9 protein-coding genes are annotated in these 13,084 nt (G+C 67.3%); 5 read left to right on the top strand and 4 right to left on the bottom strand.

Going from position 1 to position 13,084, the window contains the following annotated elements; translation table 11 throughout:
• The first annotated feature begins 202 nt into the window (after positions 1 to 202).
• Positions 203 to 886, top strand: a complete 684-nt coding sequence (locus CDO87_RS07405; protein ID WP_100928191.1) for a hypothetical protein — start codon at positions 203 to 205, stop codon at positions 884 to 886.
• 1 nt (position 887) lies between these two features.
• Here the strand turns inward: CDO87_RS07405 and CDO87_RS07400 are convergent, their stop codons facing one another.
• Positions 888 to 1,286 carry a cytochrome c gene (locus tag CDO87_RS07400; RefSeq protein ID WP_100928190.1) on the bottom strand — a complete coding sequence of 133 codons (399 nt, stop codon included), beginning with the start codon at positions 1,284 to 1,286 and terminating at the stop codon, positions 888 to 890.
• 128 nt (positions 1,287 to 1,414) lie between these two features.
• Here CDO87_RS07400 and CDO87_RS07395 point away from each other — a divergent pair, with 128 nt between their 5' ends.
• Complete coding sequence (locus CDO87_RS07395; RefSeq protein WP_100928189.1) at positions 1,415 to 2,116, top strand: DUF1194 domain-containing protein; 702 nt, start codon at positions 1,415 to 1,417, stop codon at positions 2,114 to 2,116.
• Here the strand turns inward: CDO87_RS07395 and CDO87_RS07390 are convergent.
• Positions 2,113 to 3,618, bottom strand: coding sequence for a bromoperoxidase (locus CDO87_RS07390; RefSeq protein ID WP_100928188.1), 1,506 nt, complete (start codon positions 3,616 to 3,618; stop codon positions 2,113 to 2,115). The genes CDO87_RS07395 and CDO87_RS07390 overlap by 4 nt on opposite strands.
• 260 nt (positions 3,619 to 3,878) lie before the next feature.
• Between CDO87_RS07390 and CDO87_RS07385 the strand changes: the two genes are divergently transcribed.
• Positions 3,879 to 5,954, top strand: coding sequence for a hypothetical protein (locus CDO87_RS07385; RefSeq protein WP_100928187.1), 2,076 nt, complete (start codon positions 3,879 to 3,881; stop codon positions 5,952 to 5,954).
• Positions 5,955 to 6,050: 96 nt separating this feature from the next.
• Here CDO87_RS07385 and CDO87_RS07380 read toward each other — a convergent pair whose 3' ends face one another.
• Positions 6,051 to 6,995 (bottom strand): phosphatase PAP2 family protein, encoded by a 945-nt coding sequence (locus CDO87_RS07380; RefSeq protein WP_100928186.1) that lies wholly within the window; start codon positions 6,993 to 6,995, stop codon positions 6,051 to 6,053.
• Between the two features lie 321 nt (positions 6,996 to 7,316).
• Here CDO87_RS07380 and CDO87_RS07370 point away from each other — a divergent pair, with 321 nt between their 5' ends.
• On the top strand, positions 7,317 to 8,924 hold the full coding sequence (locus tag CDO87_RS07370; protein WP_100928184.1) for a transcriptional regulator: 1,608 nt from the start codon (positions 7,317 to 7,319) through the stop codon (positions 8,922 to 8,924).
• Positions 8,925 to 9,179: 255 nt separating this feature from the next.
• Complete coding sequence (locus CDO87_RS07365; protein ID WP_100928183.1) at positions 9,180 to 11,810, top strand: Hint domain-containing protein; 2,631 nt, start codon at positions 9,180 to 9,182, stop codon at positions 11,808 to 11,810.
• A gap of 3 nt (positions 11,811 to 11,813) precedes the next feature.
• On the opposite strand, the gene CDO87_RS07360 is transcribed toward CDO87_RS07365, so the two are convergent.
• On the bottom strand, positions 11,814 to 13,055 hold the full coding sequence (locus CDO87_RS07360; protein WP_198521838.1) for a lytic murein transglycosylase: 1,242 nt from the start codon (positions 13,053 to 13,055) through the stop codon (positions 11,814 to 11,816).
• Between the last annotated feature and the right edge of the window lie 29 nt (positions 13,056 to 13,084).

Below are 13,084 nucleotides of genomic sequence, written 5' to 3'. Positions count from 1 at the left end.
GTCACGGATTGACAATCACAGATTGCGGGCAATTCGTCCCCACACCGGGACCGTGTGAATTGCCCTGTTTTCCAGTGCGCGGCCAATTGGAAAGGGTCGATGGATCGAATGGGATTCGCGGGCGCCAGACGGTTGGCTCTTTTTTGCGTGGCCGCTCCGACACCGCTTGCCAATCCGCCCGTCGTCGCGCCATCCTCCGGCCATGCGCCTTGCCCTGCTGTTTCTTCTTCTCCTCGCGGCCTGTGGCCGGCCCCTGACCCCGTCGGAGGCCGAGTACCTGGCTGCCATCCACGGCCCGGACCTCGACACCTCGAAGATCCGGCTGGTCGATGGCCATTTCGCAGGTGCGATGACCTACCGGATCCCGGTCCGCCCGCGCACGACGTGCCAGGAACGCATCTGGCCGCCGCTGTCGGAAACCACCGAGGTCACCGTCGCGCCCGCGGCCACGGTGCTCTTCAACAAGGTGATGATCCGCGACGACATCTACCGCCCCGATTTTCTGGAGGGCTGGCCGGAGGAGGTCGACCTGCTGGACGCCATGCTGTTCGCCCACGAGGCGACCCATGTCTGGCAATGGCAGAACCGGAAGCGCACCGGCTACACGCCGCTCAAGGCCCTGAACGAGCACGTCGCATCGAAGGACCCCTATCTCTTCGATCCGGACAACACGACGCGCTTTCTCGACTACGGCTTTGAACAGCAGGGCAGCATCGTGGAGGAATACGTCTGCTGCCGTCTCCTGGACCCGGAGGCGCCGCGCACCGCCCGCCTGCGCAGCCTGATCGCCGCCGAGATGCCCATCGACCGGCTGGACCATGTCATCACGACACCGCGTGTGCGGGTGCCGTGGAAGGACGTGGAGACCGAGGGCATCTGCCGCTGACTCATTCCTGCCGCTGAATTTGCGTGATGAAGGCCACGAGGTCCACGACCGGGCGCGAGGTCAGAACGGGCTGTCCGGCCGGGGTCTTGATCGGCACGTCGAAAACCCCTTCGAAAAAGTCGCCGTAGACCGGCATGGGCGAGCCGTGGCTGACCAGCGGATCGCGCCCGTCGATCCGCTTGACCACCCTCTCCATCGGAAAGGTCCCGCCGTTCTGCGCGGCGAGTTCGGTCAGGTTGACCGGCTTGATCATCATCACGCCCGCCATCGGCCCGTCGCCCCGTCCTTCGAGGCCGTGGCAAGTGGCGCAGTGTCGGGTGAAGAGGTCGCGCCCGACCTCCGCATCCTGTGCGAAAGCGGGCAGCGCGAGGCTGCAGAGCAGAATGGCGAGGCGGGTCATGGCGGTCTCCTTGGTCTCCCTCTGGCTACGATGGCGCGGATCACCTCTGCGTGCCTTGACACGCATCAAGGCTGGAGGTGCGCGGCCGCCGTGCTAGCCTTTTCCCGATCACAAGTGGGGGACTTCGGATGCTGGCACGTGTTTTGGCCTTTCTGCTCAGCGCCAGCGTGGCGCAGGCGCAGGATACCGACCTCGAACTGGTGTTGCTGGCGGATGCCTCCGGCAGCATCGATTCCCGCGAGATCGCCTTTCAGCGGCAGGGCTACGCGCAGGCCATCACCGACCCGGAAGTCCTGGCGGCCATCGGCGGCACCGCCTACGGCAGCATCGCGGTCACCTATGTCGAATGGGCGGCGAATACCGCCGTCGTGGCCGACTGGATGCTGATCGACGGGCCGGAGACGGCGCAGGCCTTTGCGGACGAGCTGACCGGCAAGCCGCGCCAGGCTTACGGCCGCAACGCCATCGGGGCTGCGCTGCTGGATGCGCTGCGTCTGATGGACACCAACGCGCATGAAGGCTGGCGCCGGGTGATCGATTTCTCGGGCGACAGCGCGAACAACTGGTCGGGGCCCTCCATCGAGGAGGCCCGCGATACCGTGCTGGCGGCGGGCGTGACGATCAACGCCCTGCCGATCCTGCGGCCGGACGATCCCGGGCGCGCACAGGGCGGGCTTGAGGCGCTTTATGAAGAGCGGATCATCGGCGGTCCGGGTGCCTTCGTGGTGACCGCAGAGAGCCGCGACAGCTTTGCCGAGGCCGTGAAGCGCAAGCTGATCCTCGAGATCTCGGGCACCGTGCCCGCGCAACGCGACCTGGCGGCGCGCTAGACGACGGCGGTCAGGTGCGCGGCGGGCGGCGCGGCCTCCTGTGGCCAGGGCACCGCTGCGCCATTGGCCCGCAACTGCGCAAAGCCCCGCCCGAAGTGCCGGGGGTGCGCCTCGATCCGCAGCGGGCGGTCGTCGAAATCGGTAAGGTCGAGCGTGGCGCTGCGGTTGTCGGTCTCCAGCGTCTCGCGCAGCACCTGCAGCGCGATGGCCTGACCGAGCCGCAGTTGCTGGATGTTCTCGGCAGGATGCCAGCCGCCTGACACGATGCGGGCCAGCGCGATGTTGGAGGCCATGCGGTCCGCCTCTTCCCCCAGCGCCTGCGCCGGTCCCGTGGTGCCGACCATCTGGATCTGCGCGCGCCGCGACGTGTCGAACACCGCCTTCAACAGGGTCGCCATGGCACCGGCCACGACGACATGGCTGGCGCAGTCGGAGGGTGGCACCGCCTGCCGCTCCGGTTCGGCCAGCGGCAGGAAAAGCGAGGTGTCGAACCTCTGGCAGCCGCGCAGCGTGCCATTGTCGCGGCTGACCCAGTACAGCAGGTTCGGTGCGTATTCCGCCAGCTCGTCGGCGGCGGCACGGTAGAGCGCGTTCGTCGGTTCATTCCCGCGCTCCTCGCGCGCCAGCCAGACGGTCATTCGTGCGGCAGTCACGGCAGGCCGGGCCAGGCGGCTGCGGGACATCAGGAGGTCCAGCGCGGCACGGCGGGCGCGGGTCTCGGCCTCCGCCATGAGCGCCAGCAGGCGGGGGCCGCGCCACATCGGTTCCGACAGCGCCAGCCCGCCGTCGAGCGCGGCGCGATGGGCCAGCGCCTTGAGCGCGGCGTTGTAGAAGGGGCGGCCCGCCGGGGTCTCGTGCAGGCCGCCGGACATGTCCTCGAGCGTGCCGGGATCAATGGCGCCTTCGCGTTCAGGCGGCGTTTGAAGCGTTGCGCCGCTGTGCCGTCCGCACCAGTCGAGCCACACCGACATCGGCGCATCGGGTGCAGGCGGGCGGCGCACCGGGTCGGTTACGGTCCCGGCGTGGTCCCCGCTCCAGAAGCGCGACACGCGGGTCTGTGTGCCGCGCAGCGCGACACCGCAGTTGAACAGCGTCCTGAGGGTAAGCTGCCCGTCGGCGTTCCAGCGCAGGGCGCGCCGCTGCTCGGCCTCGGCGTCGCCTGCGATTTCCGGCAGACTGCGGGTCTGGTCGAACCATGCGAGGCTGCGCAGATCGCAGAGCAGTTCGTGCAGCGTGAAATGCGTGGCGCCGTCGATCCAGACCGCGCAGTGCGGATCGTCCAGGTCGGCCAGACCGCGCTTGCGCAAGAGCGAGAGGGCAAAGATCTCGGCCATGTCGGCGGCCAGTTCCGAGACGCAGAGGCGCGGCGCCTCCGGCACGATGGCCTGGTGGCGGGGGCCGATCCGGGCACCTCCGCCGTCGATCACCTTCAGTGTCGTGGTGGCCAGCGTCGAGGCGCGCTTTCGGGCCCTTGTCTGGTCTGGCGTCTGGGTACGTGTCATGTCTTCCCCCGGATGGTCCCGGCGCTCTGAAGGCGCTGTTGACGATGCGTTGACCCAAGCATGCGCAGCGTGCGTGATCGTACCGTGAGTGCTCCGCAATTTGCGCGTGAATGCGTGATTAATTGCGGTTCAGGGGGCGGTAATTCACGCATCGGAGGGCGTGAATTCTGCGCAATTCACCTTGGCATTCCAGCGGCTTGCTTGACCGGCCCATGGAAACCGCCTTTGATTTACGCAAAGGCACACAGGGGGGGATTTCGATGGGTTTTACCTGGAGCGCACCGCGGCCGCACACCTTTCGCGACGCTTATCTCGACTGGTCGCGCCTGCTGGGCAAGCGTCTGGACGCCCTGCCGCCGGAGCGTCCGGACAGCGGAGCGGAGTACGAACCGATCTTCGTCGCGCTGAAAACCGGGACCGATGCGCTGGCCGTGCGCCAGGCGCTGGTCGACGCTCTGGCGGCCAGCACGGTCCTGCTGATGGACCCGCACGAGACGCAGGCCCTGCAGACCCGCATCGACGACCCCGCGACTCACGCGGCCCTGCCGGACGAATACGCGCTGTACCGCAAGGTCGGCACGCCCGACAGCGAACACGCTTCATTGTTCGATGTGCTGGACACCGGCGTCCCGGTACGGCTGGAGGAGGCGCCCGCAGCGGTGGCGTCCGCGCCCGGGCCCGCGCCAGCTGCAGAGGCCATCCCCCCGGGCACCCCGATCGTGGCGATCATCGACGACGGCGTCGGGTTCCTGAACGCCCGGTTCCGCAAGTTCGTGCCGGACGGCACCGCCCGCACCCGCTTTCACGCGGTCTGGCTGCAGGCGCTGGAAAGCCGCAGCACGGAGGGTGGGGTCCTGTCGGGACAGGTGCTGAACGCGGCGGACATCGACGCCCTGCTGCCCTTGCCGGAGGACGCGACCTATGCCCGGCTCAACAGGGCGCTGGGTGGGGTGCGGACGCGTCCGGCGCTCGGGGCGCAGACCAGTCACGGGACGCATGTGCTGGACCTCGCCGCCGGGGCCGATCCGCTGGATGAGCACGATCCCGTCCGGGACTGGCCGCTGATCGCGGTGCAACTGCCGTCCGAGACCATCGACGACACCTCTGGCATGTGGTTCGAAAGCTACATGGTGCAGGGGCTGCGGTGGATCCTGCGCCGCGCGGCAGAGATCGACGCCGCAGCGCCGGTCATCGTCAACCTGTCCTTGGGCATCACCGCGGGGCCGAAGAACGGCACCCGCTTCGTCGAACGGCAACTGGCGCGTGAAGCGCGCGTCTGGGAAGAGGTGACAGGCCAGCCCGTGCGCATCGTCTGGTCCTTCGGCAACAGCTATCGAGACGGCCTGCTGTGCGCCTTCGACCTTCAGCAGGGCGCGGAGGCGCAGGCCGTGGTCCGCGTCCAGCCCGACGACATGACCGCGAGCTTCGTTGAATTCCATCCGCGCGGCGGAGTGACCGGCGATCTCGCCTTGTCGGTGACCGCGCCGGACGGGACCACCACCGGTTACCTCAAGCTGCAGCCCGGAGAGATCGTGTCGCTGGAGGACAAGGGCACGTCCGTCGCGCGGCTGTATCACGTGCCGGAGCGCCCCGCCGGAGCGGACGGGGTGGAGGCGGCGCATTACACGCTGGCCCTTGCCCCCACCAAGCGGCGCAAACCCCGCGAGGAGGTGGCCCAGCCCGGCGCATGGACCATCGACGTGCGCCAGGATGGCGACGCGGAGGTCTGCGTGCTCTGCCAGATCCAGCGCGACGACGCCCTTGGCGGCAGCCTCATGCGCGGGCGGCAGGCCTATTTCGATCACACCGGCGCTTACGGATGGAGCAAAACGGCGGCCTCCTACACCCAGCCGCAGGACGACTGCCCGGTGACGCCGTCCGGCTGTCACAATGCGCTGGTCACCACCGCGGCGCGTCAGGTGTTCTCCTGCGGTGCGGCGGTCTGGACACCGCGTCACCCGGTGCCGACCCATGCGAACTTCGCCCCGGCGTTCTACAGTGCTCAAGGGTCGGAGTGGACGGTGGCGACCCCAACGGTTTCAACGCTCGTGGATCATGGCGCCTTCTCCGGCGGCACACGGGGGTGCGGCACGTTGTCCGGCTCCGCCCGGCGGCTGGGGGGCACAAGCGCCGCTGCCGGTCGCCTGACGCGGGCGCTGGGGCTTTCGGCCGGGCTGATTGCGGCCAACGCGCAGAACCCGGCAACCACCCAGACCGACGACCTGGACCCGGCGGCCCTCGATCTGTTCGAGGTCGATGAGGGCCGCAGGTCGCGGCTCGGGGCCTATATCGTCGTGGCGCAGGGCAGCGGGCCTGGCGCCGATCTGCCGGTCTGACGAAAAGCGGACTGGCGCACAAAGAAACACCGGGGCGCCTTGCAGCACCCCGGCCCACCGACAACGTCCGGCGTGCGCCGGGTACTGGTTAAACCCTTACCATTCCTCTTTGGCGTCGGCCCACATGCGGCGCAGCCACGCCGGGATGATGTCCGCGGTCAAGGTGACGGATGTCGTCTCGATGATCGTGTTGCCGGCCAGCGCGTCGGTCAGCGCCTTCAGGGTGAAGTCGCCGGCATAGGCATCGCCGTGGAAGGTGCGCGCCTTGACCTCGGTCTCGCCGTCGAGAAGCCGGACCAGCGCTTCGGCCAGGGTCACGCCAAGGACGGCGCCGGCCATGCTGTCGGTGGGGAAGTGCACACCCGCCACGGTGCGGTTCATCGCGATGCGTTCGGCATGGCGGTAAAGTTCGTTGCCGTCCGCGATCTGCTGCACCGGATCGAAGGCCCTGTTGTAGAACAGCCGCGTCAGCAGCGTTGCCGAGGCGAAGCTTTCGGTGGCATGGCCCGAGGGCCACGACCCGTGACCCGGCGTCTGGATGATCGGCTGTACCTTGGCGGTCATGGCGATCGGGCGGGCCACGTCGAAGGCATGCTTCAGCGGCTGCTCGATCATCGTGCACAGACGGTAGATCGCCTGGTTCAGGGCCAGCGTCCACTTTGTGGCGTCCGGCGCCATGTAGCCGACGAGGGCAAAGAAGCTCTGGATGTCGCCGGTCTGCATGACGATTTCCGACAGCCGGTCGCCGCGCAGGTCGGCGTAGGTGCGCAGGAAGCCAAGCTGGTGCTCGGCGAGGAAGGCGTTGGTGGGTTTCTTCAGCGTGACGATGGTTTCGCCGCCCAGGGTCACGCGCCCCTCGTCGTTGGTGTCGGTGGAGGTGTCGAGGGAGACGCCGAACATGCCCGTCAGCGCCTGGTCGAGGACCGCCCGGCGCGGCCCGGTCTCCATGGCCTTCAGCGCGGCCCAGCTGTCGCGGCCGTTGGGGTGCGGTTCGCGGTCGGGCGAACCGTCCCAGAACCCCACCGTGCCATCGCGCGCCATGCCGAGGGCCGCCCCGGTGAACCCGCTGTCAGGGCCCGACTGGTGGTTTTCCGTCGCCTGGTGGTTTTGGTGATTCTGGTGGTTTTGATGGTTTTGGTGATTCTGATGATTTTGGTGGTTCTGATGGTTCTGGTGATTATCGATCCCGAATACAGGCATGCCGTCTTTTCTCCCCAACCCCGCATTTCGACCAATTCAGACCCGATGCCTGCCGTTGCGTCAAATTGCTTAACGAATTGTAGTAATTGATTTACGGAAATTTCACGAGTGTTGCCGGTCTCGTGAGCCGGTGTTAACGTCGCGTGACCTAAGGGGTAATCCATGTCCGGACCGCAGGACAATATTCTGAGGATCGAGGTGCTCGGCCCCTTCAGGGTGGTCGGTCCGAACGGCATGGACCTGACCCCGAAAGGCGCCAAGAATCAGGCCCTGATCGCGATGCTGGCGCTGAGCCCCGGCATGAACCGCACCCGCCGCTGGCTCGAGGACAAGCTCTGGTCGACCTTCGGTCCCGAGCAGGCCAGCGCCAACCTCAGACAGGCCCTGTCCAAGCTGCGCAGCGCGCTCGGCGATGAGGCGGTGCGCCTCGGGTCGGACCGCAGCGCCGTCTGGCTGGAGCAGGCCGGTGTTCGTGTCGACCTGCTGGAAGAGGTCGTCCCCGGCGACGAGCGCACCGAGCTGCTGGAAGGCATGGACGTCCGCGATCCGGAGTTCGAGGACTGGCTCAGGCAGGAGCGCGCGCAGCTTCAGACGATGATCTCCCGCGCGACGCCGTCGGACAGCAAGGGCGTTCTCATCAGTTGCCGCAGCGACGTGTCGGGTGGCCTGCACAGCCAGATCATGAGCGAGGTCCTGTCCAACCAGATCGGCGAGAACATCGGCGAGCAGGTGCGCGCCTGGCGTCAGGCCGACCCGGAGCTTTCGGGCGCTATCGAGGCGCCGGACAGCGACGTGGTGATCCACAGCCAGATCGTGCAGGACAACGAGGGCCACACGCTGTTCCTGAAGGCCGTGCACCAGCCCAGTGCGCGGATCCTCTATTCCAAGCTCCAGCGCATCGATCGGCTGGAGGACGTGATGAACAGCGAGGAGGCGGTCGCCCGCACCGTTTTCGAGGCGGCGGACCAGATCCTCGGCAAGCTGCCGCACGTGCTGCAGAAGGACCGGCCCGAGTCGCGTTCGACCGCGTTGTCGCGGCTGGGGCTCTACCGCATGTTCAGCTTCGACCAGGATGCCCTGCGCGAAGCCTACGGCTTGATGGATCAGGCCTTCCGCAACGACCCGTCGGGTATCTACCTCGCGTGGTGCAGCCTGATCCGCATGACCCAGATGATGGAGCTGTCGGAGGCGGACCAGAGCGACCTCATGGACGAGACGATGGAGCTGTACTACCGCGCCATCGAACTGGATTCCGACAATGCGCTGGTGCAGTCCATCGTCGCCAAGGTCCGGGCCACGACCGTGGGGGACACCGCGGGGGTGATCGACATGGCGCGCAACGCGGTGGAGCGCAACCCGGCCTCTGCCTATGCGCTGAAGTCGCTGTCCGAAGGCTACATGCTGGCGGGTGACCTAGACCGCGCCTACAAGACCTCGGCCCGCGCCTGCGCCATCGCGCGGACCTCGCCGTTCCGCCACTACTGGGACACCGGGCACTGCGTGATCGCCATCGCCTGCAACCGGCCACAGGACGCAATCGAAGCCGGGGAGGCCGCCGCCCGCGCCGCGCCCCTGTCGCGCCCGGCGCACCGCCACCTGCTCGCGCTCTACGCCATGCAGGGCGATCTGGAAAAGGCGCAGGCTGTGGCCAGGAAGATGGCCAAGATCGAGCCGGGCTTCAGTCTCGACAAGCTCATCAACGACGACACCTACCCGGTGCGGACGCTGCGCAACAAGGGTCTGCTGGACCCGATCCGCGCCCTTCTCTGAACCCGCCAGACAGCCTTTGGAGAGGCTGAAACAATGTGCGCGGCGGCTGGCCGTTGGTTTCCGATTTCGTCAAGATACCGCCAAATCTGCCTATTTGCGTCACATTCTTCGCGTTTCTGGACAACGAGCAGACGCCCTGAAGTCATAATTGAATCGCGCAGCTGCCGCACATGTTGAACGGTCCGGGGGATCCCGCCGATCCGAACCGGCCTGTGGCCGGACATGTCGCGTTGCGCGGGCTGGAGAACCGCTGAAATGGCCACGTACGTTGTAACAACATCGAACTGGAACCAGCCGGGTTTCTGGTCTGCGATCGATGCCTCGAACGGCGACACCCTCGACCTGTCGGCGCTTGGCGCGGCGTATTCGTTCGACTTCGACGGCGCCACCAGCGTCATGACGATTTCCGACGGCGTCACCAGCTTTACCATCGGCAACGCCGGGTCGGCCGGAACCGACGCACAGCTGGGCAGTGGCGTCGTAGGCGATTTCGACGCGCAGATCGGCACGGCCGGGGACGACAGTTTCGACCTTGGAGACGAAAGCCAGAACGTGTCCGGCGGAGACGGCAACGACACGATATTTGCCGGGGGCGGTGCCGACACGCTGGACGGCGGCGCCGATGCCGACCTGCTCATGATCTCCGACATCGCGACCGGAGAGCAACTGCACGGCGGAGAGACCGTCACCACCGGCAGCGACGACGACACGCTGGATGCGTCCCGGTTCACCGCAACAGGGATCGAGTTCACCTTCAACGCCGACGAAGGCGGGTTTCTCGGCGACGGCACGAACAATGGCACGTTCTCAGGTATCGAGCACTTCGTCCTGACCAACCAGGACGATACGGTCGATGCTTCCGTGTCCTCCGTCGACCTGACCTTCGACGCGCTGGACGGCAACGACAGTGTCATCGCTGGCACCGGTGACGACAGCCTGACCGGTGGGACCGGCAACGACACGCTGCGCGGCGCCGCAGGCAACGACACCATCGAGGGCGGTCTGGGAGATGACCTGGTCGCGGGCAACGAGGGCGACGACAGCCTGTTCGGCGGAGACGGCTCGGATTCGCTTTACGGCGAGCAGGGCAACGATTTTGTCAGTGGCGGCGATGGGGACGATACTGTCGAGGGCAACGAGGGCGACGATACCCTCTATGGCGGTGCGGGCAACGACTGGTTGCGGGGGTCCTACGACAACGACATCCTCTATGGCGGCGCGGGCGACGACTACCTGTGGGGCGGCTGGGGCGACGACACCTTCATCATCGAGAACGGCTTTGGCAATGACACCGTCGACGCGGAGGGCGTGGCCGAAACCACCGGCGACGTGCTCGACCTCTCTGCCGTCACGGATGACCTGACCATCGACCTGTCGAACCTCAACCCGGAGGTCGGCACAGTCACTGACGGCACCTCCACGCTGGTCTTCGACGAGGTGGAGACCATCGTGCTGGGTTCCGGCGTGAACACGCTGAAGCTGGCGGACGGATCCGGCACCGATGTGATTGCCGGGTTCGACGGCCCCATCGACAACGGCGACGGCACCTACACCGGGAGGGACCTGCTGGACGTCTCCGACCTGACGGATTTCTGGGGCCTGCCGGTCTCGGTCGAGGACGTGGTGGTCGGTGACACCAATGGCGACGGCACGGGTGACGCGACCCTGACCTTCCCCTCGGGCGATATACTTGTGCTGACCGGGCTGACGGCGGCGCAGATCTCGGCGCCGGAGGCACTGGTGGCCATGGGTATTCCGGCCTTCGCGGGCGACTACGTGGTCGAAGGCACGTCTGGCGACGACATCATCGACGCGGGCTACACCGGCGACCCGGATGGCGATCACATCGATGACGGCGACGCGGCGGACTTCTCCGACGATGACAGCATCGAAGCGGGGGCCGGCAACGACAGCATCGTGGCTGGCGCTGGCAACGACACGGTGAACGCGGGCGAGGGCGACGACACCGTACTGGGCGGTGAAGGCAACGACGACCTCTACGGTCTGGAGGGATCGGACAGCCTCGACGGCGGGGCGGGCAATGACACGCTCCACGCCGGGTCGGGCGACGTGGCCAAGGGCGGCGACGGCGACGACACCTTCTTTGTCGGCCCGGCGGACCTGAACGGCGGAGCCCTGACGATCATCGGCGGCGAAGCGGGCGAGAAGGCAGGCGATACGCTGAACATCTCGGGGTCTGCCGCGATCAACATGACGGGGGCAGAGGCCGGGACGGTCACCTGGAAGGACGGATCGGTTCTGACGTTCTCGGAGATCGAGAACATCAACTACGTGCCCTGTTTCACACCCGGCACGCGGCTGAAGACCCTGCGCGGGGACGTCGCGGCCGAGGAGATCCGGGTGGGCGACCGGCTTTTGACCCGTGATAACGGCTATCAGGCGGTGCGCTGGTGCGGCGCCAAGTCCCTGTCGTCCCGGCAACTGGCGGCCGAACAGGCGTTCTGCCCGATCCTCATCCGCAAGGGCGCGCTTGGCCCCGGCCATCCGGAGCGTGACATGATGGTGTCGCCGCAGCATCGCGTGGTGATGACCGGGGCGCCGGTGGAGTTGCTCTTCGGCGAGGAAGAGGTCCTTGCCGCGGCGCTGCACCTCGTAGGGCTGCCGGGGATCGAGCAGCTCCTGCCGGGGCAGGGGACCAGCTACATCCACTTCATGTTCGACCGGCACGAACTGGTCATGTCCGAAGGGCTGTGGACCGAGAGTTTCCAGCCGGGCGATCTGTCCCTTGCCGGGCTCGACGCGCCGCAGCGGGACGAGTTGTTCGCCCTGTTCCCGGAACTGAAGGTCGATGTCGGGCGGAAAGCCTACATGGCCGCCCGCCCGATGCTGAAGGCCTACCAGACCCGTCTGCTGATCAGCGCCTGAGCGTCACGACACGGCGTTCAGCAGTTCGCGCGATGGTGTGCCGGTGACTGTCATGCCACGCGACTGCTGGAAGGCGCGGATTGCCGCCTCGGTCTTCTTGCCCAGTACGCCGTCAGGCGTCCCGGCATCGAAGCCCGCGCGCGTCAGTCCGCTCTGCAGCGCTTTCCGGTCGTCGAGGTCGAGCCCGTAGCGGTCGCGCCCGAAGCGGCCCACCAGCGGTCCGCCGCCCGCAAGACGCGAGGCCATGTAGCCGACGCCCAACCCGTAATTCTCGGACGGGTTGTAGCGCAGGATCACGTCGAAGTTGCGGAACACGAGGAAGGCAGGCGCGTCCACGCCCATCGGTGCCACGACCGCTGCCGCGCCGTAGTCGGGCAGGCTGCCGCCGCGCGCGGGCCGGACGCCAAGGTTCTGCCATTCCGAGACGCTGCGCCGTGTGCCGCGCCCGATCTGCGCCGAGAAACCCTCGGGCAGGAGCACTTCCAGCCCCCAGAGCTGCCCCTTGCGCCAGCCGTTCTCGCTCAGATACCGGGCCGTGGTCGCGAAGGCGTCGATCGGATCGTCGGACCAGACGTCGCGCCGGCCGTTGCCGTCGAAGTCGACGGCGTAGCGCTGGAAGGCGTTGGGCATCAGCTGGGTGTGGCCCGACGCCCCCGCCCAGCTTCCTACGAGTTGCTGCGGTGTGGCGTCGCCCGCCTGCAGGATGCGCAGCGCGTCCATCAGGTTGGATTCGAAGAACGCCCCCCGCCGTCCTTCCCATGCAAGGGTCGAGGTCGACGAGATCACCGGGATGTCGCCACGGCGGGTGCCGAAGTAGCTCTCAAGCCCCCAGACACCGCCCAGCACGTCGGCGTCCACTCCGTAGCGCGCCTCCACCTGTGCCAGCCGTCCGGAATGCGCCGACACGGCGCGCCGCCCGAAGGTGACCTTTTCCTCGGGCGCGACGATGGCGAGGTAGTCCTCGAGGCTGCGCTTGAATTCCGTCTGGTTGCGGTCCCGCTCCACCACGCCGGGCAGGAATCCCTGCCCGCGAAAGGCGGCGTCCAGCGTCGAGGCGGAAATCCCGCGGGATTGGGCACGGCCTCTGAAGGCCGCAACCCACTGATCGTAGGCGGCATTCGGCTGCGGTTGCAGGGAGGGATCGCGCGTTGTGCCTTGCGGGGCGCGTATCGGTGCCGACGTGCTGCAGCCTGCCAGACCGAGGGCCGCGCCGTACATAAGCAGCTTTCGCCGCGTGAGGGTCATTCTCCGGATCCTTCTTTCATGCTCCGGAC

This window comes from Sagittula sp. P11, from assembly GCF_002814095.1.
Classification (GTDB): domain Bacteria; phylum Pseudomonadota; class Alphaproteobacteria; order Rhodobacterales; family Rhodobacteraceae; genus Sagittula.
Note: the sequence above shows the minus strand (reverse complement) of the source record. Positions and strands in the feature narration are given on the sequence as shown.

Coding starts and splice junctions, on each gene's coding strand:
- CDO87_RS07405 (WP_100928191.1), top strand. CDS start 203: ATGCGCCTTGCCCTGCTGTTTCTTCTTCTCCTCGCGGCCTGTGGCCGG.
- CDO87_RS07400 (WP_100928190.1), bottom strand. CDS start 1,286: ATGACCCGCCTCGCCATTCTGCTCTGCAGCCTCGCGCTGCCCGCTTTC.
- CDO87_RS07395 (WP_100928189.1), top strand. CDS start 1,415: ATGCTGGCACGTGTTTTGGCCTTTCTGCTCAGCGCCAGCGTGGCGCAG.
- CDO87_RS07390 (WP_100928188.1), bottom strand. CDS start 3,618: ATGACACGTACCCAGACGCCAGACCAGACAAGGGCCCGAAAGCGCGCC.
- CDO87_RS07385 (WP_100928187.1), top strand. CDS start 3,879: ATGGGTTTTACCTGGAGCGCACCGCGGCCGCACACCTTTCGCGACGCT.
- CDO87_RS07380 (WP_100928186.1), bottom strand. CDS start 6,995: ATGGCGCGCGATGGCACGGTGGGGTTCTGGGACGGTTCGCCCGACCGC.
- CDO87_RS07370 (WP_100928184.1), top strand. CDS start 7,317: ATGTCCGGACCGCAGGACAATATTCTGAGGATCGAGGTGCTCGGCCCC.
- CDO87_RS07365 (WP_100928183.1), top strand. CDS start 9,180: ATGGCCACGTACGTTGTAACAACATCGAACTGGAACCAGCCGGGTTTC.
- CDO87_RS07360 (WP_198521838.1), bottom strand. CDS start 13,055: ATGACCCTCACGCGGCGAAAGCTGCTTATGTACGGCGCGGCCCTCGGT.